Origin of the sequence: uncultured Psychroserpens sp. (assembly GCF_947494225.1) — a bacterium.
In the GTDB taxonomy this organism is placed as follows: domain Bacteria; phylum Bacteroidota; class Bacteroidia; order Flavobacteriales; family Flavobacteriaceae; genus Psychroserpens.
This window is the reverse complement of the sequence record NZ_CANLUG010000002.1, coordinates 15,028-40,396: the sequence shown is the minus strand read 5'-3', so window position 1 is coordinate 40,396 and position 25,369 is coordinate 15,028. Positions and strand designations below refer to the sequence as shown.

At 33.0% G+C, this 25,369-nt stretch carries 26 protein-coding genes; 13 read left to right on the top strand and 13 right to left on the bottom strand.

The genetic code is table 11. The features are described from left to right. Nucleotides 1-26: 26 nt before the first annotated feature. Nucleotides 27-1,172, bottom strand: coding sequence for a cystathionine gamma-synthase (locus Q0893_RS04210; RefSeq protein ID WP_298900835.1), 1,146 nt, complete (start codon nt 1,170-1,172; stop codon nt 27-29). A gap of 144 nt (nt 1,173-1,316) precedes the next feature. On the opposite strand from Q0893_RS04210, the gene Q0893_RS04205 reads away from it, so the two are divergent. Beyond that, complete coding sequence (locus Q0893_RS04205; RefSeq protein WP_298900836.1) at nt 1,317-2,036, top strand: DUF3298 and DUF4163 domain-containing protein; 720 nt, start codon at nt 1,317-1,319, stop codon at nt 2,034-2,036. Here Q0893_RS04205 and Q0893_RS04200 read toward each other — a convergent pair. Then, nucleotides 2,033-3,280, bottom strand: a complete 1,248-nt coding sequence (locus tag Q0893_RS04200; protein ID WP_299272724.1) for a sodium:proton antiporter — start codon at nt 3,278-3,280, stop codon at nt 2,033-2,035. The genes Q0893_RS04205 and Q0893_RS04200 overlap by 4 nt on opposite strands. Before the next feature lie 116 nt (nt 3,281-3,396). Here Q0893_RS04200 and Q0893_RS04195 point away from each other — a divergent pair, with 116 nt between their 5' ends. After that, complete coding sequence (locus Q0893_RS04195) at nt 3,397-3,756, top strand: arsenate reductase family protein (protein WP_298900838.1); 360 nt, start codon at nt 3,397-3,399, stop codon at nt 3,754-3,756. Then, on the top strand, nt 3,749-4,642 hold the full coding sequence (locus Q0893_RS04190; RefSeq protein WP_299272722.1) for a DMT family transporter: 894 nt from the start codon (nt 3,749-3,751) through the stop codon (nt 4,640-4,642). The genes Q0893_RS04195 and Q0893_RS04190 overlap by 8 nt, the downstream gene beginning before the upstream one ends. On the opposite strand, the gene Q0893_RS04185 is transcribed toward Q0893_RS04190, so the two are convergent. After that, nucleotides 4,634-5,110: a thioesterase family protein gene (locus Q0893_RS04185; RefSeq protein ID WP_299272720.1), complete on the bottom strand. Its 477-nt coding sequence runs from the start codon at nt 5,108-5,110 to the stop codon at nt 4,634-4,636. The genes Q0893_RS04190 and Q0893_RS04185 overlap by 9 nt on opposite strands. A 96-nt stretch (nt 5,111-5,206) precedes the next feature. Here Q0893_RS04185 and Q0893_RS04180 point away from each other — a divergent pair, with 96 nt between their 5' ends. The 3 genes from Q0893_RS04180 to nadD are packed head-to-tail and all read left to right on the top strand — an operon-like array spanning nt 5,207 to nt 7,259. Then, nucleotides 5,207-6,067 (top strand): YicC/YloC family endoribonuclease, encoded by an 861-nt coding sequence (locus tag Q0893_RS04180; protein WP_298900843.1) that lies wholly within the window; start codon nt 5,207-5,209, stop codon nt 6,065-6,067. Between the two features lie 38 nt (nt 6,068-6,105). Then, entirely contained in the window at nt 6,106-6,684 is a 579-nt protein-coding gene (gene gmk / locus Q0893_RS04175; protein ID WP_298901519.1) for a guanylate kinase, read from the top strand. Beyond that, entirely contained in the window at nt 6,681-7,259 is a 579-nt protein-coding gene (gene nadD / locus Q0893_RS04170; protein WP_299272717.1) for a nicotinate (nicotinamide) nucleotide adenylyltransferase, read from the top strand. The genes gmk and nadD overlap by 4 nt, the downstream gene beginning before the upstream one ends. 2 nt (nt 7,260-7,261) lie before the next feature. On the opposite strand, the gene Q0893_RS04165 is transcribed toward nadD, so the two are convergent. Continuing rightward, nucleotides 7,262-7,813: a hypothetical protein gene (locus Q0893_RS04165; protein WP_299272716.1), complete on the bottom strand. Its 552-nt coding sequence runs from the start codon at nt 7,811-7,813 to the stop codon at nt 7,262-7,264. Nucleotides 7,814-8,089: 276 nt separating this feature from the next. On the opposite strand from Q0893_RS04165, the gene Q0893_RS04160 reads away from it, so the two are divergent. Further along, nucleotides 8,090-8,428, top strand: a complete 339-nt coding sequence (locus Q0893_RS04160; protein ID WP_299272714.1) for a hypothetical protein — start codon at nt 8,090-8,092, stop codon at nt 8,426-8,428. Here Q0893_RS04160 and Q0893_RS04155 read toward each other — a convergent pair. Genes Q0893_RS04155 through Q0893_RS04145 form a run of 3 tightly spaced genes read right to left on the bottom strand, consistent with a single transcriptional unit; the run spans nt 8,425 to nt 10,565 of the window. Then, nucleotides 8,425-8,784: a YraN family protein gene (locus Q0893_RS04155; RefSeq protein WP_299272712.1), complete on the bottom strand. Its 360-nt coding sequence runs from the start codon at nt 8,782-8,784 to the stop codon at nt 8,425-8,427. The two genes, Q0893_RS04160 and Q0893_RS04155, sit on opposite strands and share 4 nt — an antisense overlap. Nucleotides 8,785-8,788: 4 nt before the next feature. Further along, complete coding sequence (locus Q0893_RS04150) at nt 8,789-9,550, bottom strand: HEAT repeat domain-containing protein (protein WP_299272711.1); 762 nt, start codon at nt 9,548-9,550, stop codon at nt 8,789-8,791. 1 nt (nt 9,551) lies between these two features. Beyond that, nucleotides 9,552-10,565: an LD-carboxypeptidase gene (locus Q0893_RS04145; RefSeq protein WP_299272709.1), complete on the bottom strand. Its 1,014-nt coding sequence runs from the start codon at nt 10,563-10,565 to the stop codon at nt 9,552-9,554. A 210-nt stretch (nt 10,566-10,775) separates the two neighbouring features. Here Q0893_RS04145 and metG point away from each other — a divergent pair, with 210 nt between their 5' ends. Next, on the top strand, nt 10,776-12,821 hold the full coding sequence (gene metG / locus Q0893_RS04140) for a methionine--tRNA ligase (protein ID WP_298900850.1): 2,046 nt from the start codon (nt 10,776-10,778) through the stop codon (nt 12,819-12,821). A 4-nt stretch (nt 12,822-12,825) separates the two neighbouring features. On the opposite strand, the gene Q0893_RS04135 is transcribed toward metG, so the two are convergent. The 4 genes from Q0893_RS04135 to Q0893_RS04120 form a co-directional block, all read right to left on the bottom strand. Further along, complete coding sequence (locus Q0893_RS04135; RefSeq protein WP_299272707.1) at nt 12,826-13,164, bottom strand: T9SS type A sorting domain-containing protein; 339 nt, start codon at nt 13,162-13,164, stop codon at nt 12,826-12,828. Nucleotides 13,165-13,568: 404 nt separating this feature from the next. Then, nucleotides 13,569-14,462: a hypothetical protein gene (locus Q0893_RS04130; RefSeq protein WP_299272705.1), complete on the bottom strand. Its 894-nt coding sequence runs from the start codon at nt 14,460-14,462 to the stop codon at nt 13,569-13,571. A 50-nt stretch (nt 14,463-14,512) separates the two neighbouring features. Then, the gene (locus Q0893_RS04125) at nt 14,513-15,094 is read right to left on the bottom strand and encodes a TetR/AcrR family transcriptional regulator (protein WP_298900853.1); all 582 of its coding nucleotides are present in this window, start codon (nt 15,092-15,094) and stop codon (nt 14,513-14,515) included. Between the two features lie 53 nt (nt 15,095-15,147). Further along, the gene (locus Q0893_RS04120; protein ID WP_298900854.1) at nt 15,148-15,615 is read right to left on the bottom strand and encodes a GNAT family N-acetyltransferase; all 468 of its coding nucleotides are present in this window, start codon (nt 15,613-15,615) and stop codon (nt 15,148-15,150) included. Between the two features lie 288 nt (nt 15,616-15,903). Here Q0893_RS04120 and Q0893_RS04115 point away from each other — a divergent pair, with 288 nt between their 5' ends. The 5 genes from Q0893_RS04115 (at nt 15,904) to Q0893_RS04095 (ending at nt 22,030) form a co-directional block, all read left to right on the top strand. Next, nucleotides 15,904-18,312 carry a hypothetical protein gene (locus Q0893_RS04115; RefSeq protein WP_298900855.1) on the top strand — a complete coding sequence of 803 codons (2,409 nt, stop codon included), beginning with the start codon at nt 15,904-15,906 and terminating at the stop codon, nt 18,310-18,312. A gap of 45 nt (nt 18,313-18,357) precedes the next feature. Beyond that, the gene (locus Q0893_RS04110) at nt 18,358-19,197 is read left to right on the top strand and encodes an AraC family transcriptional regulator (RefSeq protein WP_298900856.1); all 840 of its coding nucleotides are present in this window, start codon (nt 18,358-18,360) and stop codon (nt 19,195-19,197) included. A 371-nt stretch (nt 19,198-19,568) separates the two neighbouring features. Continuing rightward, nucleotides 19,569-20,117 carry a carboxymuconolactone decarboxylase family protein gene (locus Q0893_RS04105; protein WP_298900857.1) on the top strand — a complete coding sequence of 183 codons (549 nt, stop codon included), beginning with the start codon at nt 19,569-19,571 and terminating at the stop codon, nt 20,115-20,117. 37 nt (nt 20,118-20,154) lie between these two features. Next, nucleotides 20,155-20,544, top strand: a complete 390-nt coding sequence (locus Q0893_RS04100; RefSeq protein ID WP_298900858.1) for a hypothetical protein — start codon at nt 20,155-20,157, stop codon at nt 20,542-20,544. Nucleotides 20,545-20,695: 151 nt separating this feature from the next. Next, nucleotides 20,696-22,030: a T9SS type A sorting domain-containing protein gene (locus Q0893_RS04095; RefSeq protein ID WP_299272700.1), complete on the top strand. Its 1,335-nt coding sequence runs from the start codon at nt 20,696-20,698 to the stop codon at nt 22,028-22,030. 195 nt (nt 22,031-22,225) lie between these two features. Here the strand turns inward: Q0893_RS04095 and Q0893_RS04090 are convergent, their stop codons facing one another. Both Q0893_RS04090 and Q0893_RS04085 read right to left on the bottom strand, forming a co-directional pair. Further along, nucleotides 22,226-23,116, bottom strand: a complete 891-nt coding sequence (locus Q0893_RS04090; protein ID WP_299272698.1) for a thiopeptide-type bacteriocin biosynthesis protein — start codon at nt 23,114-23,116, stop codon at nt 22,226-22,228. Beyond that, a complete protein-coding gene (locus Q0893_RS04085; RefSeq protein ID WP_299272696.1) occupies nt 23,109-25,367 on the bottom strand; it encodes a lantibiotic dehydratase family protein in 2,259 nt (752 codons plus the stop codon). The genes Q0893_RS04090 and Q0893_RS04085 overlap by 8 nt, the downstream gene beginning before the upstream one ends. Between the last annotated feature and the right edge of the window lie 2 nt (nt 25,368-25,369).

Sequence of the window (25,369 nt, the reverse complement as noted above, 5' to 3'; positions counted from 1 at the left end):
TTTTATGATGTATATGCTATTTATTATTATCCAATGGCCTGCTCCAAATCGGCAATTAAGTCTTCTTCATCTTCAATACCAACACTTAATCTAATTAAAGAATCAACAACACCTGTTTTCTCTCGTTCTTCCTTAGGAATACTTGCATGCGTCATACTAGCTGGATGACCTGCTAAAGATTCAACACCGCCAAGGGATTCGGCAAGCGTGAAAATTTTAAGATTTTCAACAATTTTAATAGCCTCTTCATAGTTGTTTCCTTTCGTTGTAAAAGAGACCATGCCTCCAAAATCGTCCATTTGTTCTTTTGCAATCTCATGGTTTGGATGGCTTTCAAAACCAGGCCAATAAACTTTTTCAATTTTTGGATGATTGGCAAGGTATTCTGCTACTGCTTTACCATTCTCACAATGGCGTTGCATTCTAATATGAAGCGTTTTAATACCTCTTAACGCTAGGAAACTATCTTGAGGCCCACAAACAGCTCCACTTGCATTTTGAATAAAATATAAACGTTCAGCAAGATCTTTGTCTTTTACAATTAAAGCTCCCATTACCAAATCACTATGACCTCCCAGATATTTTGTAGCAGAGTGCATAACAATGTCTGCTCCTAAATCTAAAGGTCGTTGTAAATATGGCGTTGCAAAGGTATTATCTACAGCCAGCAGAATATCATTCTTTTTAGCGATTGCTGCCGTTGCTTTGATGTCTATAATATTCATCATTGGGTTTGTTGGTGTTTCTACCCAAATCAATTTTGTGTTTTCATTTACATAATCTCCAATACGTTCGGCATTCTCCATTCCAATAAAGTGAAATTTAATACCTAAGCCCTCAAAAATCTTAGTGAACAAACGATATGTTCCTCCATAAAGATCATTAGTAGATATCACTTCATCACCTGGTTTTAATAGTTTTAAAACGGCATCAATGGCTGCCAATCCAGAACCAAATGCTAAACCATGATTTCCATTTTCTATACTGGCAAATGCATTTTCTAGGGCATTTCTAGTTGGATTATGCGTTCTAGAATATTCGTACCCTTTATGTCCTCCAGGGGTAGATTGAGCATAAGTTGATGTTTGATAAATTGGTGGCATAACACTTCCATAAGCTGGATCATGCTCTTGGCCTCCATGTATTGTTTTCGTATTGAATTTCATTTGCATTATTTCTGTTTTTGAAAGGACTCAGTCGTATCTCAACTAAAATCATTTCAATCTGTTGTAGTATGCAACAAATTTAATGTTTAATTCGTTGTATTCAAATCTATATAATACCTTTATTGAATGTTTAACAGAAACACATAAATTTTGAAAAAAACAGCCCTTTTCCTATATATTTTAACCTTAGTTTGTTCTTGTACAAAAGAAGCCAAACTCAATTTTACTGAACAACATATCGAAACTTCTGAAGTTGCTGAAATATCTATTGTTTATCCAAAAGCAGAAGGTTCTAAAAACCTCATAGATAATATCAACTCACCTATTGAAGATTACATTGTAAATCAAATTAATTTTTCAGAAGACGCTCAAACCAAACTTTCAATTGACGATGCCGTAGCAAAGTTTAATTACGAATTCAAAAACTTCAAAAACGACTTTCCAGATTCGGCTCAACAATGGGAAGCATTGATTGGTGGTGAAGTCACATACCAATCGCCAGAAATTATAACTATTGCAATTAACTCTTATTTAGATACTGGAGGCGCTCATGGTAATACCAACGTGAGGTTTTTTAATTTCGACCCTCAAACTGGGCGCTTATTAACAAAAAAGGATCTTATTTCAAATCTAAGCGCGTTTTCAAAAGAAGTTAAACGTCGATTAGCCGAGGAAATGAAAACAGAAGACAATCCTGATTTTGAAGATTTATTCTTTGGAAAAGATTTTGAATTACCTGAGTCTTTAGGGTATAGTGACGAAGGACTTATTATATTATATAATCCCTATGAAATTGCTTCTTACGCTCAAGGTATTATAGAATTTACTATCCCGTTTGAAACTATTGATTCGTATTTAAAGCTCAATTAATCTGAACCTTTTGAAAGGCGTTTAATAACGGGTTCTACTGTTAAACCTTGACCTATTATAGAGAATACAACTATAATATAGGTTACTACTAAAAATAAATCGCGATGCATATCTTGAGTCAAACTTAAGGCTAATGCAATAGATATTCCTCCTCGTAATCCACCCCAAGTCATAATGAGGTTAGTATGTTTTACAAATTGTAACTTTTTATCGAAGAATTTAATAGGTAACCATAGCGAAACATATCTACTCAATAACACCAATGGCACTGCGATTAAACCTGCCAATACGTAGTCAAATTTAAAAGTAAGAATAAGCATCTCCATTCCTATCATAACAAAGAGAATGGTATTCAAAAGGACATCAACCAACTCCCAAAATTTGTCTACATAGGTTTCTGTGATCTCAGACATAGCCGATTGTCGTACTGTGTCATTCCCAACAATTAAACCCGCTGTCACCATTGCTAAAGGAGCAGACAAATGCCATTGATGAGCCAACAAACTTCCTCCCATTACTGTCGCAATAGTAATAATAACTTCTACTTCATAATCATCAATAGACTTCAATAGTTTATATGTAATGTATCCTAAAATAAGCCCTAAGGCAATACCACCAATAACCTCTTGGCCAAACAACTTTGCTATTTCTCCTATTTCAATGGCTGCATTAGGTTTTGCAGCAATCGCAAAAATAGTTAAGAACACAACAACACCTACACCATCATTAAAAAGTGATTCGCCAACAATTTTAGTCTCCAATTTTTTTGGAGCGCCTGCTTTTTTAAGTATCCCAAGAACAGCTATAGGGTCTGTTGGAGAAATTAAAGCCCCAAATAGTAAACAATATATAAATGCTACGTCTAAGCCTAAAAGAAGTAGTAAGTAATATGTTAAAATTCCAACTAAAAACGTAGAAACTAAAACACCTAATGTGGCAAAGACCAAAACTGGCCATCGCTGTATTTTAAGCTGATTAAAATTGGTGTGGAGCGCTCCTGCAAACAAGAGGAAACTTAACATAATATCTAATAACACCGTTTTAAAATCGATTTGAGAAATAAGTTCTTTCTCTCGTAATAAAAGCGTATCATCAAATTGGCCTATAGCAACTACAATTACAGTAAATATGATTGTAATAAGCATCAACCCAATAGTTATTGGTAGCTTTAAAAATTTAACGTTGATGTACCCAAAAAGTGCTGATAAAACGATTAAAATTGATGCTATTGCATAATAATCCATAGGTGTTTAAATTTTCGATAAAAGTAACTAATTTTCTTTTGAAATCAGTTTACTTTGCAAAGCATATAACTAATAAAAAGTCTTGACAACACTCAAGGTTTGTAAATAAGAGCACGATGAAAAAAATATACCATTTAAAAACCTGTAGCACATGTGTTAGGATTATCAAATCTTTGAATTTACCTGATGATGTTATCTTTCAGGATATAAAAACCGAAGCCATAACGGTTAAACAAATTGAAGCGCTCAAAACCTTAGCTGGAAGTTATGAGGCTTTATTTAGTAAGCGTGCGAAACTTTACAAAGAAATGGGGCTAAAAGATCTAAACCTTAGTGAAAAAGATTTCAAACATTACATCTTAGATCATTATACATTTTTAAGCAGGCCAGTCATTGTATTTAACAACAAAATATTTATTGGCAACAGTTCCAAAACTGTAGAAGCGGCTAGAGCCTTTATCCACTCACATGAATAATAGAAAATATGCAATTATAGCATTGTTTATGGTTCAACTATTGTATGGACTTAACTATACTTTTGCAAAAATTGTCATAAACGAAAATTTCGTTAAACCCTTTGCTTTTGTTGTCTTAAGAGTGGGAGGAGCCACTTTACTATTTTGGCTTACTGGGTTGTTTTTAAAACGTGAAAAAATTGACAAAAAAGATTACGGCACTTTTCTTTTAGGTGCGCTATTTGGGGTTGCCATTAACATGTTATTATTTTTAAAAGGATTGGAGTTAACGACACCAATACATGCTTCAGTTATTGTAACCATTACCCCAATAATTATCCTCATTCTGTCTTCTTTTTTCTTATCTGAAAAAATAACCAAACTCAAAGTATTAGGTGTTGTTTTGGGGTTTTGTGGCGGGGTTTTACTCACCTTGTTAGGCAAATCTACTAGAGTTGGAGATAATGTTCCTTTAGGCAACTTGTTTATTTTTATTAATGCAATTTCATATAGTATATATATTATAATTATCAAGAAACTAACATCCAAATACCATCCCTTTACCCTTATAAAATGGTTGTTTTTACTTGGTTTGATATTTGTTTTACCTTTTGGATATGCCGAGACGAAAGAAATTCAATGGCACACATTTACACCTTATGTGTGGCTTTCGGTAGTGTTTGTCGTTGTTGGAGCAACATTTGCAACTTACGTGTTGAATCCGTTTGCCCTTAGATCTCTTAAGGCATCTACTGTTGGTGTTTTCATCTATTTACAACCTGTAATTGCGGGTATATTTGCTATTGTCATGGGTGTAGACGCTATAAGCCCAGTAAAGATAATCGCTATGCTATTGATCTTCTCTGGAGTTTATTTGGTAACCAAAAAACCAAAAGCTTTAGGTTAAGTTTTTAGGAAATTTCCCATGTATTCTAGTATCGGCTTTAGTGAGCGTTTTAAAATGTTTTGTTCTTGGAAATATCTTAGATCTTTTAAGAAGTTGTTCTGGTAAAATCGTCAATTTTCGGGTCTTTAAGTCAATCCACGATCCCAGCATATCACTCGACGCTAGATGTTCACCTTTATGATTGTAAAAATTATGCTCGAATTTAAAAAACATCCCATCGTCACTTAATCCAGATAACTCTAAACTCACCGTAACAGGTTTGCCAATAAATGATTCTTTGAAATAATAAGTGTGTTCATAAAACACGACAGGACCAATATTAAATTTTGAAAGTTCTTCCATTGAAAAACCATATTCAATAAAAAAGCCCATTCTAGTATGACTCATAAAATTGGTGTAGGCAGAATTGGCTAAATGTCCATTTGCGTCTATATCACTCCAGCGAATTTCGAAATCTTTTTTGTACATAGTTTGGTATTAAAACCGTAAAGTTATTGTTTTTTATAATCAACTTATCTCGCTTTGCGATTTTCCTTACCTTTGCTCAACTTTTAAAATTTGTTCATGATACAATCAATGACAGGCTATGGGAAATCTGTATTACAGCTCCCAACTAAAAAAATTTCGATTGAAATAAAATCACTCAACAGTAAAAACCTTGATCTTAATGCGCGTATGCCTTCGATGTATCGTGAAAAAGAATTGAGTATAAGAAAGCGTATTGCATCAACACTAGTAAGAGGCAAAGTTGACTTTTCACTTTATATGGAAATTACTGGAGAAGAAACTTCAACGCAAATCAATAAAACAGTTGTTAAACAATATATTAAACAATTAAAAGAAGTTATACATACTGGAGATGAAACCGAATATTTAAAAATGGCTATTCGATTACCAGATGCAGTCACTACAGAACGTGATGAAATTGATGAAAACGAGTGGAAGCAAATTTCTGAAGCGATTGACAGTAGTCTTGAAAAAATTCATCAATATCGTTTAGACGAAGGAAAGAGTCTTGAAACAGATTTCATAAATAGGGTTCAGAACATTTCCGAATTACTAGAGCAAGTCGTTGCCATGGATCCAGATCGTATTGATGGTGTAAGAGAACGTTTAGCAAAAGGAATTTCAGAAATAAAGGAAAAAGTTGATGAAAATCGTTTTGAACAAGAGTTGGTTTATTACATAGAAAAATTTGATATAACTGAAGAGAAAGTTAGATTAAGTAATCACCTTGATTATTTTCAGAAAGCTTTAAAATCGGCTGATTCTAACGGGAAAAAACTTGGATTTATTTCTCAGGAAATGGGAAGAGAAATCAACACTATAGGATCTAAATCTAATCATGCGCCAATGCAAAAATTGGTTGTACAAATGAAAGACGAGCTGGAAAAAATTAAGGAACAATTATTGAATGTTCTATAACAACATTATAAATCACATTTGTGGAAAAAGATAACACCATAAAAAGAGGAAAATTAATAGTTGTTTCGGCACCATCGGGTTCTGGAAAAACGACAATTGTTAGGCACTTATTAAAACAGGAAGAGCTCAATTTAGAATTCTCAATATCGGCAACTTCCAGAGAAAAACGCGGCGAGGAAATTGATGGAAAGGATTACTATTTTCTATCGCTAGCAGATTTCAAGAAAAAGCGTAAAAACAATGAGTTTTTAGAATGGGAAGAAGTGTATCCTGAAAATTACTACGGCACCTTGAACGCAGAGGTAGAACGTATTTGGGCACAAGGAAAACACGTTATTTTTGACATTGACGTTTCGGGTGGTTTAAGAATTAAAGATAAATATCCAGAAGAAACTTTAGCACTTTTTATTAAACCTCCAAATGTAAATGAACTCATTAGAAGACTTAAAGAAAGAGGGGAAGAAAGTAGAGAAAAAATTAATATGCGCATTGCAAAAGCTCCAGTAGAATTGGCAACAGCCCGCTCATTTGACAAAATTGTTGTTAATAAAGATTTAGATAAAGCTTTAGATGACGCCTATGATTTAGTTTCTAATTTTATCAATAACAAGTCATGAAAATAGGCTTATATTTTGGTACATTTAATCCAATTCATGTTGGTCATCTTACCATTGCCAATCATTTAGCAGAATATAGCGATTTGGATAAAATATGGTTTGTGGTCACACCCCATAGTCCTTTTAAAAAGAAGAGTTCACTTCTAGATAATCGTCAACGTTTTGAAATGGTTTATCGCGCAACTGAAGACTATATTAAATTAGAACCTAGTGACATAGAATTTAATTTACCACAACCTAATTACACTGTTAATACATTAGCTCACCTTCAAGATAAATATCCTAAACATGAATTCTCATTAATTATGGGTGAGGATAATTTGAAAAGTTTCCACAAATGGAAAAACTATGAACTCATATTAGAGCATCATAACATTTATGTTTACCCTAGAATTTCAGAAGGAAATGTAGACACACAATTTAATGCACACAGAAAAATTCATAAGGTCGATGCTCCTATTATGGAATTATCATCAACTTTTATCCGAAAATCTATTAAAAACGGAAAAAATGTTCGTCCGATGTTACCCGAACATGTATGGGAATATTTGGATGAAATGAATTTTTATAAATAAAGCTAAAAAGGCGTGTTACTGCCGTCATCATCGTCTTCACATTCTGTTAATGTTGTCTCAACAAACATTGCCCAACCATTTCCAGAAAACTCAGTGCCTTCCGCCCAAGCAGTTTCTTCTCCTGTAGGCCCATCTACCTCGGCATGCGCTGCAAAACAAATGTTATCGTCTAAACCTTCTAAACTAATAATATATACAACTTCATATGGCCCTGCTGAATACGGCTCAGTATATTCAAACAGACCAACTTGAGGGTTACCTGCTCCGGTAAGAGGAGCCCAATCGTCATCACAATTGCCAATACTCAAATGAGTAGTTCCAATAACCCATTCTCCATCACTAACATATGTTATAATTAAGTTGTCTCCATCAACATCCAAAGTAACTGATCCCGCAACATGATGTTGACCAGCCATTAATGTCGTCGAAAAACAAGGTTCATCTGAATTCGTAGTTATCGATTCAGGATTCACAGAATTATCGATAATTTCATTTTCTGTACATCCAAAAACACATAAAAAAACTAAAAAAGTAAGTAGGTTCAATCGTTTCATTTCAAAAATTATTTTGGGGTTCAATAATTTAAATCTATAAATTAAACCGATTAAGTTTCTTTTTTTTAGATAAAATACTCAAAATATTATGTATATGAAGTTTTTTCCTACAATTAAATGTTTTTGATGGATTAATTTTTGAAAAAAATAATGTTTAGCATAATATTATTTCAATAACTTCGTTAACATCATATAATGATGTTATAAACTTGCTGAAAAAAAATTTTATACATCAAAAAAAATTAGCTATTTTTATTGTCAAATTTTAAATCCCGCATGAGTTACACGCTTATTATAGGTTTTTCCCTTTTAGCTGTCTTATTATATAAGATTTATGATTGTGTTACGAGAAATAATCTCACTAAATTGGGACGGATTAAATTTGGCATTTCGGCAGCATTAATTGTTGCTTTTATTGCAACTGGTTATTTTCTTACCTATCCAGATTCGTTATATTGGTTTATTTTTTCGGCAGTAATTATTCTTTCATTGAGTCTGTCGTCTACTTTAGTTAGAAATGAAGTTAAACATTTTATGAAACTAAGTGCCAAGGACAAAATTATTAATACCTGTTACTACGTATTAGTATTAGTATCTCTTAATATTATTTTCTAGAAATGATAAAAGGCATTTTTTAAATGCTCAATGCTATAGTCTTCTCCTTTTTTTACAATGGCGATGATATCAAATCTAACTTCAACATCAAGATTGTTTGTCGTTATAAATACATCAACAGCTTTTATAATGCGTTGAATTTGTTTCTGTTTTAAAAAATCTTGAGGGTTTCCAAAATCTATCGAAGATCGTGTTTTTACTTCTACAACAGCCAAAACATCTGCTTTTTGTGCTATAATATCTACTTCTGCTTTTTGATAGATATAATTTTGAGCCACAATCTTGTAATCATTTTTCAATAAAAAATTAACAGCTAGCTGTTCGCCTTTTTTTCCTAATTCATTATGATTGGCCATACTACTAATACTTATAATGCTTATCTATATAGGCAATAGCTTCGTCTTGAGATAATACTGCAAACTTCTTATAGCGATTATGAACATCTACAATTTCATCTAGAGCATGTTGCACTAGTTCCTTATTTTTCCATGTGTTTAAGTGCTCAACAACGGTTTTTAAACAACCGTTCTTATAAGCAATTTGGCCAAGCACATGCACCAAAGTTTCAGAGACACGACGTGTTTCATCAAACTCTAGCACTTTTAATAATGGTAAAACATCTTGCGGATGCGTTCGCCCACGAAGTTCTATACCATGGCAAATCTCTCGCCTTATCTCCTTATCGGGATGTTCAAGATATGACTTAGACCAAGTTAAAACGGGTTCTGGATTTTTTTCTCCCATTTTTTTTATAGACCCTATCACTGCATTTCTTACACGATGATGCTTATCAAATAAGCCTGTATCCATAAAAACCTGAATCTTATCAAAATGAAATTTTCCAATCTCGCCAGCAGCATTGATTACGGTTTGTCGTATCAATTCATCCTCAGACGTCATCAATACCTTTAACACTGAAAAAATAGTGTTCTGTAACTGAGGTTGTGCATAAAAAATCTTACCAATGGCTAGATATCCTGTTTTACGAACATAGGTGTCATCATCGGAAAAACACCTAACAATACGTTCTGTTACGGCTTGAGATAAGTCTTGAGCTATCTCTTGGTTAATTTCTGCAACAAGTGCGTCACGCTCTGGTTTGGATAGGTCGTAAAATGCCATCTTACTCTCTAATTTTAACCAAAGTTTTATCGCCTGCTACATTTAACTCAATCTCCTTTCCTAGAATTAAAGCATAATTATTTTTTTCATGACCAGCCGGCATCCCAAAGGCAATTGGGAAGTCATACTCTGATAATGCATCTAAAATGAGTTGCTCTACAGACGTTCCCCAAGGCGTTGTATTTTTTCTCATTTTACTCATGTCTCCTACTAACAATCCAGCACAATGATCAAAATAACCTGCTCTTTTTAAACTTTGTAGCATGCGGTCAATATGGTATTTATATTCACCTATTTCTTCAATAAATAAAATTTTTCCTGTGGTATCTATACTCGTGTCAGAACCTAACATAGTATGCAGGATCGTTAAATTCCCTCCTACTAATTGCCCTTTAGCATTTCCTAATTTGTTATACGTTGAATAATCTAAATCATAACCCAACGGTTTTCCAAATAAAGCAGATTTAAACGTCTCTATTGTATATTCTATATCATTTAAATCTTTGGTAAGACTAACACACATTAACGCATGAATTGTTTGAAAACCTTCATTGTGAAATTGATTATGTAAGGCCGTAATATCACTATAACCAATAAGCCACTTCGGGTTTTGTTTAAACTTGGTATAATCTAATTTATCTAATATTCTAACTGTTCCGTAACCGCCCCTTGCACACCAAATTGCACTTATTTTTGGATCGTCTAGGGCCTTTTGAAAATCTTCACAACGTTCCTCATCGGTACCTGCAAAATGGTCATCTTTGCTAAAGACATGCTTTCCAACTACAGCATGTAATCCCCAACTTTTAAGCAAAGTTACTGCTTGAGCAACCTCATCGTTTCTGTTTTTTAATATTCCTGAAGGTGCAACAATGGCAACAGTGTCTCCAGCTTTAAGGTATGGTGGTTGTATCAAAACAGTTTGTTTTTTTTGTTCAGATTGCTCTTGTGCTGTTACATTTCCGAAGAAAAAAACCAGACAACTCAAGAGTAAAACATAGCGTATTTTAGACATATTGTAAATGTACATTTTTTTTTACACGTTTAAATTTAATAATTCTTATAGCATAAATGAATTATAAAATTAAGAACGTGTATTGTGATGGTGTTCTCAGATTAAAAATCTGAATATTTCTTCCTAAAAACTATATCAAAATATATAAATCCTCGTTTCAATATCCCTTGCAAAATGCGTACTTTTGTGCCTTGTTAAAACGAATTTAAGATGTCTAAACGATATACTATTACTGCTGCTTTACCTTACACAAACGGTCCAATACACATTGGGCATTTGGCTGGTGTTTATGTGCCTGCAGATATTTACGCACGCTTTAAGCGATTAACTGGAAATGACGTGGCCTTCATTTGTGGAAGCGACGAACATGGTGTACCTATTACTATTAAAGCAAAAAAAGAAGGTGTGACACCTCAGGATATCGTTGATAAATACCATGCGATTATCAAGACATCGTTTGAAGATTTCGGGATTACATTTGACAATTACTCGCGTACCTCAGCGCAAATTCATCACGACACAGCATCAGAATTTTTTAAAACTTTGTATGATAAACACGAATTTGTTGAAGAAGTCACAGAGCAGTTATACGATGAAGAAGCTAATCAGTTTTTAGCCGATAGATTTGTGACGGGAACGTGTCCGAAATGTGGAAACGAAGAAGCCTATGGCGATCAATGTGAAAATTGTGGTTCGAGCTTAAACGCAACAGACCTTATTAATCCGAAATCGGCAATCACAGGAAATGTGCCTACATTAAAAGAAACCAAGCACTGGTTTTTACCACTTAATAAGCATGAAAACTTCTTAAGAGAATGGATTTTAAATGGGCATAAAAAAGATTGGAAGCCTAATGTTTACGGACAAGTAAAATCGTGGATTGATGATGGTTTAAGACCAAGAGCTGTAACACGCGATTTAGATTGGGGAATTCCTGTTCCGGTTCCTGGAGGCGAGGGTAAAGTACTTTATGTTTGGTTTGATGCGCCAATAGGTTACATCTCGGCCACCAAAGAATGGGCCGCTAAAGAAGGTAAAGATTGGGAGCCATATTGGAAAGACAAAGACACCAAACTCGTTCATTTTATAGGTAAAGACAATATTGTATTTCACTGCATTATTTTTCCGTCTATGCTCAAAGCTGAGGGGTCTTATATTTTACCAGATAATGTGCCAGCAAATGAATTTTTAAATCTGGAAGGCAACAAATTATCAACCTCAAAAAATTGGGCTGTATGGTTGCCAGACTATTTAAACGATTTTCCAAATCAGCAGGATGTATTGCGTTATGCACTAACTGCTAATGCTCCTGAGAGTAAGGATAATGATTTTACATGGAAAGATTTTCAGGCGAGAAATAATAATGAATTGGTAGCCATCTTCGGAAATTTTATAAATCGAGTTGTAGTGCTTACCAACAAATATTATGATGGTATTGTTCCTGAAGCCTCAGAATTTTCAGAAGTTGATACAGAAACCTTAGCGGCAGTAAAAGCTTATCCATCGGTTATTGAAAGCTCTATTGAACGTTATAGATTTAGAGAAGCTAGTCAAGAATTAATGAATTTGGCGCGTTTAGGGAATAAATATTTGGCTGATGAAGAGCCTTGGAAATTGGTGAAAACTGATGAAGACAGAACCAAAACAATTATGTTTGTCGCTCTTCAAATTGCTAGTGCGTTAGCTACTTTGAGCGAACCGTTTTTACCGTTTACTTCAGAAAAGTTAAAACGTATTTTAGATACTAATGCCAACACGTGGGCCGATATTTCAACTAAAGATATCTTACTGCCTTCTCATCATCAAATTGGAAAAGGCGAGTTATTGTTTTCTAAAATTGAAGACAAAACCATCCAAGAGCAATTAGATAAATTAGAAGCTAGCAAAAAGGCAAATGAGGCAGCCAATAAAGAAGTGGAGCCTCAAAAAGAGACGATCACATTTGATGATTTCACAAAACTAGACATGCGTGTTGGAACTATTCTTGAGGCCGAAAAAATGCCAAAAACTAAAAAGCTCCTCATTTTAAAAGTAGATACAGGCATTGACACAAGAACTATTGTATCTGGTATTGCTGAAAGTTTCACTCCAGAAGAAGTTGTAGGAAAACAAGTGACTGTTTTAGTGAACTTAGCACCAAGAGCTTTGCGTGGTGTAGAAAGTGAAGGTATGATTTTAATGACCGAAACTCCTGAAGGTAAATTAGTATTTGTTAATCCAGATACGACTGTAAATAGTGGGTTGCAGATAAGTTAAGAGCTTATTTCACAATTAATTTTTTTATTTCTTGTTTGTCATTTTTATCTACGACTTTCAAAAAGTAAATCCCACTTTCTAGTTGAGAGACATCCATTCTAATAATACTTTTATTAAATTGGTATGAGGCCACACTTTTACCTAAGGCGTCGATAATTTCAATACTTTTTATTTTGTGAGTTCCTATGATAAACAGGTCATTCTCTACAGGATTGGGGTGGCATTTAAACACTTCTGTTTTTTCAATTATTGGTGTTTTGGAGGATAATTCAATCTTTTTGTCTTGAGCGTATAGGGTGTGACAACTCATTATAATGATAAAAACAAAACGTATATATTTCATGATGCTAGAACTTAGTGATTGATGAGTTGGACTATCAATAACGGTTTAAATAGCATTTAATTATGACATTGTGATTAAAAGACAAAACAAATAATGCCAATGGCTATACTCATTATGCATAACCATAGGAATACAATTAAAGGCACCCTCGTCTTTATTTCTGGTAATTTTTGGTTTATATCTTTATTTTCCACAATTAAGAAATTTTAAAAATCAAAGAAGGATTTCAATACATAAAACCCCTCTCTGATTAAAGTAATCGCTATCAACCATCTTTATTAAGCAACTACGTTTTTATTTTGTTTTCAAAAAAAGCAACATCGAAAGTTTAAACTCTTATGAAATTAGTATTTCATTACTACATAATTGTCTCTTAAAACTTTAACTGTAAACTAACGACATTGCTACTTCTTAGAAGGTTTTGACAAACCATAATAGGACAATCCTTGAATAGGGTATAGTTTTTCTTTTTCGAACGAATCGAACTCATAGTTATCAAAGCCCACACTATAAACTTTGTTTTTAGGGTCTTTAGGTGATTTGAGTTGAATTGTAATATGGCTTGGCAAATAGGTTCCTATAGTTGTTTTTGTTCTCTCATATCGTGCTGTAGCATGTTGCAACCCTTTAGGCATTGGCAAGAAGAAGTCGTTAATAGTAACTTCCAAGAGGTCAATGAATTTTGTTTCTGGGTTAACATACACCAATAACCTATCATATGTTTTATTAGGAGCTTCACTACCCCAAGTGACATAAACGGTATCATAGTTTATGTTATCAATTTCTTTTTGTCCTGCATATTTTACAATTTCGGCTTTAGGAAGATGCATTGGAGCCTCCATCAAATAGTGATACGTGGCTAATCCCCAAATATAGCGACCACATTCATGGCTTTTTAAATAATCGCTATTTGTCTCTGCCTTATAACCTGTCCAAGATTGAACGCCTTGTATCGTTCCCTTTTTTCGTCCCTCAAGGTATGTTAACTGACCATCAAAACTATTAGTTGCCAGTTTGAGTAGTAATTCCTTGTTGTTATTTCCAGGAAATGTATTCATAGGCATTAATAGCCAAATGCCTTTCCAATTGAATTTAGCATTAACTTGATACACTTGAGTATGCTCAAGTTTGTCATATCCCATTGCCAATTTAGCTTCACTTAGTAGATCTCGCCCTTTAGTTTCGGCATTTTCTATGGATTGAGATTTAAGTGCCTCTGATCTTAAGTCTACTGTTTTACAAGATTGCAAAAAAACAATGAGTAATAATAGAGCAAATGCCCTTTGGTAATATTTCATAATAAATTATTTTAAATTAGACCGTTCTACTTATTTTTAATTAAAATTTTTTAAGCTCTTATAAAATTAAACGTCATATCAAGCCAGCTATCCATATACATTCTATTTCTAGTCACCTTTACTCTAGCAAGTACTCCAAAAAAGCCAGCGTGCAAATATTCTGCTATTTCAGTTTCAGAAAAATTCTGAGTGATTTCGCCTAAATCTTGTCCTTTTAGTATAACAGAACCAAAAACATCCATCCAACTTAAAAAACATTGATTAGCCTCGACAGCGAGCGCATCATTATTCCTCCCTACTTCAACACTTAAATTATTTACAAGACATCCCCCAGCATACTCATCCTCTTCGTTCATATCAATAAGCATCGCATAAAATGATTTCAAAGATTCTACGGGTGATAATTCTGAATCATCAAAAAAACTCTGAATCCAGTTTTTGTTATTCATCCCATAACGTTTCACAACTTGTTGCGCAAAATCTTCTTTAGACTCAAAAAAATTATAAAAAGATCCTTTAGGAATTCCCGCCTCTTTCAGTATTTGGTTAATACCAACATTGTGGTATCCATTTCTTCTAAAAACGTCTTGGCCTACATCTAAAATATCCTCTTTGTTGTGTTTGTATCCCATTGAAAGGCAAATATAAAGATTAATTTTTAATTTAGACCAATTGGTTTAATTTTTTAATCAGATGTATCGGTAAAGTGTAATTTCATTCCTTCATGAGACTGAATGAATCCTAGATCTCGATAAAACTTAATTGCTCCAGGTCGTTTTTTATCTGTAGTTAATTGCAGCACATGAGCGCGGCGTTCTTTAGCTCTATTTATAGCCCATTTAAACATTGTACGCCCAAGACCCATGCCTCTTTTATCTTTTCTTATACGCACAGCTTCTATTTGTGCCCTAATACCTCCTTGATAGGTTAAATACTGAATAAATGTTAATTGTAACGAACCAATAACGGTGTGATTATCATCTTCTACAACAATTAATTCTTGGTTGCTATCACTGTTAATGTTCTTAAAGGCTTCTCTATAACAGCTTGGAAGTGGCTCTTGGAAATTTTCCCTAGTTTTACCAAGCTCGTCATCGGCAAGCATACTTACAATTGTAGAGATGTCTGAAATTTTAGCCTTTCTAAATATCATGCAGAATTGTTACTTGTGTTAATTTTGCTTAAACCTAGTCTGTTTTGGTTGAGTAGACATTATTCATTACTGTTTCTTTAAAGATACGAAAGCCTGCAATGATTAAAGTGGCCTTTCTGTGTTTTTACGGATTCCTCAATTTTTAAAACGTTCATTGTTAAAATATCAACATAAAGCAGGTTTAAGCAGAAAATAATAAGGCGTTTGTAAGAAAACAGAACATTTTAGGGTAACTTTATCTTCTTTATACGTATATTTTAATATGCTAAAAAGCTAAATCCATCAACTATGAAATTTAATACATTAATTCACCTACGTAATATCGGTTTTTGTTTGTTGTTGTTATCATCTTCTGTTTTAAGCCTCAATGCGCAGGTCAATCCAGAAGAGAATGTTATCACAGATTTTTATGAAGATTATGCCGAAGCACCAAGGGAAGTTGTTTTTGTTCATTTAAACAAATCCATCTATATTAATGGTGAAATGCTTGGTTTTACGGCATATGCCTTTGATAAGTTTACTAAAAAAAGGTCTAACCTTACATCCAATTTGTATTGTACACTATCTGATCTCAACGGAAAAGTAATTAAAGAAAAGCTCATTCATATTGTTGATGGTGTGGCTTCTAATGTATTTTATATTGACGAAAAGCTAAAAGGCGGTTCATTTATGTTTAAAGCCTATACAAACTGGATGCTTAACTTTGAAGAACAAAATCATTTCCAACAAGTTTTTAGTGTTCTTGATGCCGATTCGCAAACCGAAATTGCATCAAAAAAGATTGATGATCAGTTAGATATTCAGGTTTTGGGAGAAGGTGGTCATCTCATTTATAATACAATGAACACGGCTGGTATTATAGTTAAAAATAAATCAGGAAAAGGATTACCGAATGCCGAAGGCGAAATTATAGATGACAATGCTGTTGTTGTTAACGCATTTAAACTTAATGCTTTTGGCATTACCAAAGTCATTTTTAATCCGCAATCTGATCGTAAATATTTCATTAAAATTTACCATAATGACACAGATAAAACAGTAGAAATTAATACTATTAAACCCATTGGCTTTAATATGTCTGTAAACGATTTACGAGATAAACTCTCTGTTAAGTTTGGAACTAATGACGCTTCAATGCCAATGCTAAAAGGGAAGATATTTCAGTTGGCCATTCACAATGGCAATGATATAAGTATCATTCCATTTCAAATTAATGCACTTTCTAAAACCATGATTGTACCTAAATCAGAGTTGTTTTCTGGCATTAATATATTCACTGTATTTGATAATGAAAACAAACCTTTATTGGAGCGTATGATATTTAACGATTTAGATATTGAAAAAGGTCATACAAATTTTGTCTCGGCTACCCAAAGTAAAGATTCTTTACTAGTCACATTAAAAGTAGACAATTACCAATTAGACAGTTTCAATAACGTTAGCATATCTGTACTCCCTTCAGATACTAAAAGCTATAATCATCATCACAATTTATTATCACAAATATATCTTCAACCTTATATTAAAACCCCTGTAGAGAATGCAGGTTATTATTTTAAAGATTCCAGCCGAAAAACATCTTATGAGCTCGATAATCTATTGCTTACTCAAGGTTGGAGTAGTTACGACTGGACAAACATATTTAATTTTGAAGCTATTTATAAATACGACTTTGAACAAGGAATTCGGGTTACTTCGAATATAAATGGTAAGACCAAATCTGGAATCTACATAAGTTATCCGCTTAAAAACAGTCCTTCACAACTATATACTATTTCTGAAAATGATAAGGCTATTTTAACCAAAGGCCTTTTTCCAAATACGGAAGATCAATTTAAAATTGGATATATTAACAAAAAAGGAGAGCCAAGAGCTCCATCCATTTATCCACAGTTCTATCCAGCAACATTTTCAAAGTTCGATAAAGTTTATGATTACGCCTTGTTTGGAAATTCTCAGATAAGCACGAGTACTAAAATTCCAAAAACACCTAGTTCATGGAGTGATATCGAAATCTTAGATGAAGTGGTTATTACAGGTAAAAAAGAAAAAACGCGCCTAGAAAAACTTCAGGAGAAAAAAATTAAGGGAAGAATTTTCGAAGTAACCGATAGAGAAAGACTTCGGTCTACGCCTATGCATGTGTATTTGAACTCTATAGGCTTTAACGCACAATATGACTATATAAACGCCGTATTTTCTATAACAAACCCTAGAGTAAGCTGGGGAAACAGTGTTCCTTTAGTATATTTAGATGATGTGCTTTTGGTAGAATCAAATTTTAATATCCTAGCCACACTTGATCTTTCGAATATAGATTACGTAGACGTAGAGTACTTTGGTTTTGGCGGCGGAATAAGAGGCCAAGCAGGTTATATTAAAATTTATACGAGCCCAGAATTTTTATACCGAAACGATGGCAAAAACAATAAGGTTTCATCTTTTGAGTTTCCATTAACTTTTGATGAAGAGAAGCAATATTACACACCTAAATATCAATTTTATAATACGAAATTTTTTAATGAATATGGCACCTTAGATTGGAAACCAAATTTAAAAGTTGCCAAAGACGGAATGATTCGTTTTAAAATTAAAAACTCAACAATTGAAGGTATTAATCTCTATATAAATGGTATTATTAATGGTAACGAATTGCTTACGGAAGTTAAAATGATAGATACTGCAAAATCTAACTAATATATTATGTTGTAATGTTTTGTTATTAAAAGAGACCATTAATTCATGTCAAAAACATTTACAGAATTCTCTACAGATGCCATCTTAAAAGTTGGTAATGAAGATTTAGTATCTTCTTATTCCTCATCGCAACCAATTGGATTATATACTTTTGTTTGGGCCAGTAAATCTCCAATTAAAGTTATTGTAGATGGTGTTCCTCTTACGATTGAAGCCCATCAAATCTTATCGCTCACAGCCATACAGTATTTCAAGTTTATTGAAGGAAGTGATGTGATTGTATACCAATTTAACCGAGAATTTTATTGCATAAAAGATCATGACAAAGAAGTGGGTTGTGCGGGTTTATTATTCTTCGGAAATGAGCATATTCCAATAATTTCACTTAATACATCTGAACAGCAGAAATTTTCTGTTTTACACGAAGTCTTTCTAGATGAATTAGAGACTACTGATACCATTCAGGCGGAGATGTTGCGTATGTTAATGGCTCGATTTATAATAAAAACAACGCGCTTACTTAAATCCAATCCTGAAGAATCTAAGCCATTAAAAAGTAAAAATGATACGCTAAGACATTTTAATTTTTTAGTTGAAACTCATTATAAAGAAGAACATGGTGTGGCTTTTTATGCCGAAAAACTAAATAAATCACCAAAGACCCTATCTAATAGCTTTGCAAAATACAACAAGAGTCCTTTACAAATTATACATGATCGTCTTGTATTAGAAACAAAACGTCAATTGCTATATACCGATAAATCTTCAAAAGAAATTGCTTATGACATTGGGTTTGACGATGCCTCGCATTTAAGTCGGTTATTTAAAAAGCAAACCTCACAAACACCTTCAGAGTTCAAAAAAAACACCCAAACCATTACTTAGGGAAAAATTGACAACTCAAAAGGAAATCCTTCTATGTTCTAGACAATGAGTTCATCGCATCTTTGTAGTGTTAAATCAAAACACAAATAAAGATGAATACAAAACATATATCTCTTTTCAATTTAATTGAAATATTTAGAACTAGTCACAAAAAAATAATGCACACTATTAATCCGAAAACACATTGTGAACAAAAACATATTCACGATTATTATTGTGATGCAGAGAAGCCTCATATCAGTTAATTTCTCAGACAAAAAAACAAAAAGGGAAAAATTGACAACCTAAAAGGAAAAAATACCATTTTAAAACAACATAAGGCATTGCATCTTTGCAATGTAAATAATAACAAACATTTAAAAATAAATATCATGACTACATTTAATGTACCAACACGAGAAGACGTAAGCGAAAATAACCAAGCTATTTTTGACAATTTAAATAAAGCCTTAGGATTTGTTCCTAACATTTTTGCAACACTTGCACATAGCGAAACAGCATTATCTAATTATTTAACTTTTTCTAATGCAAAAACAGCATTTACAAATAAAGAAAAAGAAGCTATCAATTTAGCAGTAAGTGAAATAAACAAATGTGTTTATTGCCTATCTGCTCATACAGCCATTAGTAAAATGAATGGTTTAACAGAAAACGAAGTATTAGAATTACGTTCTGGAAAAGCATCATTTAACCCTAAATTGGACGCACTTGCCAAATTAGCACAAAACATAACTGTAAACAGAGGTGCAACAGATGCATCTGTATTAGACAATTTCTTCGAAGTTGGATATACTAAAGGAGACCTTGCAGACGCTATTAATTTAGTTGGAGAAATTACAATTACCAACTACTTACACCGCACAACTCAAGTACCTGTTGATTTTCCAGTTGCAGTTTCCTTAGAAGAAACTTTAGCATAATTTAAGACTTAACATAAATATAAATAACATAAACAAGATGAAAAAAATAATTTCAATATTCGTAATGGTTTTAGCATTTACATTAACTACAAATGCACAAGATAAAATGATGAAAGACAGCAAAGTAAAAACGTTGTCATTAGAGCAAACTACAGGTGAGTTCACACAAAAAGCATTAACCGTAAGTGAAGGCACTTACATTTTTGAAGTTGCAAATAATAATGTAGGAACAGATGTAGGGTTTGTTCTTGTACCAAAAGGAAAAGATGCTTCAAAGCCAGAAAACCACATTAAAACGGCCTATGTAACATCTGTTGTAAAAGATGGAGAAACACAAACTTCAAATAAAACTAAACTAACAAAAGGAGAGTACGTTTATTTTTGTCCGTTAAACAAAACACCGCAATATACACTTATTGTAAAATAGGTAAGTTGATTGATTGATAGAAAAAGAGGCTTTTATTATAAAAGCCTCTTTTTTGTTTTAAAATTCTGTAATTATACTATTTTCATTGCGACTTTTACTTAATACAGACTTATTTTGTAACTTTAGCGTTTAAAATTAAAAAGAAAAATTAATGAAAAACAAAACTACTTACCCACGAAATTTTTTCTCTAAAGCAATGAGGCAAAACAAAGCTCTAGCATTTGCTTTGATTATGCTATGCTCTGCTTTTTCATTCGCTCAGGACTATCAAATTGTTGGCGAAGCTGTTTACCCAGAAGGACCAACTTGTGAATACCCAAAAATATTTGACCCGAATGCAGAACAAATTTCTATACCAAACAACTTAATTATGGCAAGAGATGGCGCTGATACAAATGGTGCAGCTTGCTCTAACTTTGTTGTATCTTATAATGGATTTACAGCTGAGGCACAAGCAGCATTTCAATTTGCGGTAGATATTTGGTCTAATACTATAGAGTCATCAGTACCAATTAGAATTAATGCCAATTATACAGCTTTAGGTCCTGGTGTTTTAGGTAGCGCAGCTCCAAATGGCTATTTTGAAGTTACTGGAGCAGGTATACCACCAAATACGCTTTTTCCTAGAGCGCTTGCAGAGAAATTAACAGGAAGTGATACAGATCCTTTTCCTCCTCAAGCATCTATAGATATTAACTGTAACTTTAGTAATGCAGTTAACTGGTACTTTGGAACTGATGCCAATCCGTTTTTTAACCAATTTGACTTTGTGTCTGTTGTATTACATGAGTTAGGTCATGGTTTAGGATTTGCTGGATTTGGAAGACCTAATGGATCAAATACTCAAGGATTACTTAGAAATGGTGGTTTTGTGAGTACTTATGACAACTTTGTTGAAAATGGTGCTGGAGTGTCTATTTTAGACTTCACAGATCCTTCAGCAGATTTATTACAACAATTTACAGGTGGAAATTTATTTACAAACAGTGCTGCGGCTATTGCTGCAAATGGAGGTGTAGCACCTGAATATTGGGCACCAAACCCATTTAACCAAGGGTCTAGTTATAGCCACTGGGATGATTTTGTGTTTCCAAATAACAATATAAACTCATTAATGACTCCTTCTATAGGAAATGGTCAAGCTAACCATAATACTGGTCCGATAACACGTGGGTTATTTGAAGATATGGGATGGACGCTCTGCCCTGCACTTAGTGTTGATGATTTCACTTTAGAAAGTTTAGAAGTTGCGCCAAACCCATTTAGTGATAACCTTAGAATTACATTACCTGGGAATTATAATGATAGCGATTTTAATATCTCAATATTCGATGTTAATGGTAGAGTTGTATTAAATAAAGATGTATCTAGTATTAACAGAACTATTGATATGGATTTATCTGAGTTAAGAACTTCTATTTATTTTATGACTATAGAAGATGATGTTACTGGTTTATCGGTAACTAAAAAGATTATCAGACAGTAATAAACTCTTATTATAAATATAAAAAAACCCACGATTAATAATCGTGGGTTTTTTCGTAAACAAAGCTTGGTTGGTACAGAACCTTATGAGGGCACACTCATTGTTCTTCAATAGATATCATATTTTACCCCTAAACTAATTTATCTATTACCAAGCTAGATTATTCGTAACGAATAACCTCATCATCACTACCTCTCAACTAACCTTACTTTGTGCAATTTTGGATAGATAGTAACGTGATAAAAAATCATAACATACCATTTCATTTAATCGATTTTTAGACTTAAATACTCTATTCATAAGCATATGGATATAACTCGCCATTAAATCATCTATATGTAATTCTAGTTTATAGTCTTGATTAAGTTTTAGAATACGAGAAGCAATTGTACTAATGTGGCGCTCCCTTTCTCTTAGGACATCTATTATAGGTTCATACTCTGGAATATCGTGTTCTTTGAATGTTATAAAATTTGCAATTTTAGATCTGTCTTCTCTGTATTTATCATTTAATTGTTTTCCTAAAAATTTGGTTTTTCCAAATTCTAAAGCAAACCCCGTTTTTAAGTCGTTTAATAGACTTTGCTTTCTAAGGCTAGAATACTCAAAACTTTCCAAGAGGGCATCTGTAGCCTTTAAAGCAAAAAGCCAACGTAATTCCTCACCTTCTTCACCTTCTATCATATCTATGAAATCAACAATCATTTTACTATCATGATAAAATAATTCTTCGGCTAATTCTATTGTATTACTGCCATATCTCTTTAACTCTCTCATATAAGTGTCTGACTGAACCTTCCAAATAAGACCTTGATGTATATACGCTTTTAGAAGTTCATTTAATTCATTGATTATCAACCCGACATCCTTTTTGTCAACACAGTAAAAACGTAATCTCAAATGGTATTTAGGGTCATTAAATCTTATAAAAAACCACTTATCAATAATCTTCTCTGCTATTAGTTTTTGAGTTAAAGGTTTGACGATTTCGGTTAAAATCACATCAGAAGTTTTTGGTCCTGAATAGATTTTATAATACAACCAATGATCACCCAATATATATTTACTCTGAATCTCCTTATGCATATAAATGATGGTTTGAATTGTTTAGTTTTCGTTCATTAAAAAATGACACAATAACCTGATTGGTGCAGTACTGCGAATTTTGTTTTACTGGACTTCCGCTGGCAAGCAAGAACTCTTTTAGCTGAAACATGCTCCTTTTGCGTACTAGGTTTAATAGCATTTTAACAGAGGTTAAGTTGTCCATATTCACTAAAAGCTGATTATCTCCATCTACTAATAAGACGTATTTAGGTATGTTTAATTTATCTCTTAACAAGCTAATCGCCTCATTTAACTTAGTATCATCATGCTCGCTTTTAAGTAATGTATCTATTCTATTTTTTTTAATATACCATGTTGCTTCGTGTAGAATAAGGTTATTGTATTCTACTCTGGGTAGAAACTCATAGTTATCACTTAATGGTCCATAATCAAACCATATTTCGCTTCTGGTATGTTGGGTTTGCAGATCACATAAAAAATGATAAATAGGTAATGAATTATGACTGTAATTATGAGCGTTAGATAAACGAGGTATGACTTCCTTATCATGTGTTTTAGATCGCAATACAATCTCGGTGTTATTTTTTATAGAAATCATTAAATCGTCTATAGGTAGTTGGTAGTGTTCAGGTTTAAGAGATTTAGCCAAATAGGGGATTTCATATGCTCTTAGATTTGGACGCATCAAAATATTACCTACTCTAGATTCTGGTAAATGAACAATCTCAGCGATGATTTTGTTTGAATTCATCTGAGATTCAATATCTGAAATTTCCTGTACGAGCCTTTCTATTTCTTTATCTCCATGACAAAATCTTCCTAAGAGATTAGCAGCACTGGAGCTTCCAGATCCTTCAAACTTAATTTTCTGTTTTCCTTCAATCTCAAAAATTTCAATCATACAGGAAAATGTATCCTGTAAATCATTCCAATTTTCATCTACATTTTCAAAATCATGTTTTGATATTGAAATGCTAGTTTCATTATTTTGAAAAGCGCTAATTAACTTTTTTTGAAGAAAGTCATGTACAGAAGACCATTTAATATCTCTTACATTATGCTTAGGTTTTTTTGATTCTAGAACGAGATTATCAACCAATGGATTTATATCGCCATGACCGTGATTTTGCTTATATCCTAATCCAATTTCTGGATCTAGCGCCTGGGACAACGGCACTTCATTTTCTTCAAATCGTTCGTAAAAAGCATCTCGAAATTTTGTTAATGCCGAGTTTTTTCTTTTAACATTGATTTTATTTAAAAATCGTAATCCATTAAGAAGGTCTTTAATAATATTTTTATTAAGCGTATTCGTTTTTTGACCAATAATCATATCGGTTTGAAACATGAATTTTGGGTTAATTTCTGTTTCAAAATCTTTGAGTAACGCAATAATGTCTTGATATGTTTTGGTGTTATTTCCTATGGTAGTGTCTATGACTTTAAGTTGGTCTTTGATAGTGTAAAGCTTTTGTGTAATACTTTCAACATTTTCTAGTTTATTGAGTACTGAAAACATTTGGTCTAAAAACTCTGGACCTGAAACCGAGGGTTCAAATTCACTAACAAGTAATTGACTCGATACAAGCTGTTCTACATAACCGTATGCTTCTTCTTCCGTTACCTCATCACTCACTAGTTCTTTTACCAAATCCTTCAACTGCGCTCCTGTTTTTGCACGCACTAAAACCTGTTCCAAATAACTCGTATGATCTACGGAAATAATATAATGATACCGTTTCCCTTTAATATACTTATATTCAATATATCGCAGTTGATTTGCTATTTTGTAAATGCTAGTGTTTGGGAAAAACAAAAGCTGTTTTTTTATATGTTCAATTTTAGTCAAATCTTGAGATAATGCAACTAAATAGTTCATATCTAATCTGGTATGACGCTTATAATCTTCACATGCATCAAGATTTATTTTGGTGTTATCTTCAAATTGCCCAACCGAACATCCAGCAAATAAACCAAAGGGTGTACATCTTGAAGACATTCGAGAGACATATTTTAATAGTGACCATTTGAGTTTATCGATATCTTTTTTATTCTCAATGTCACCATTAACCCATCTATCAATAGCCTTAGACAAGGCTGGCGATGCTAGGAAGACAGCTTCTTTTATGCGAGAATCAGAACATATTGACCTAAACTGTTCATCTGAAACATATTGATTTTTAGTTATTTGTTTATAAAAATCAAAAGTTAACAGTGGACTTCTTAGTACATAACTCGAAAAACTTCTATACGGAATGCGGTTACCCATAA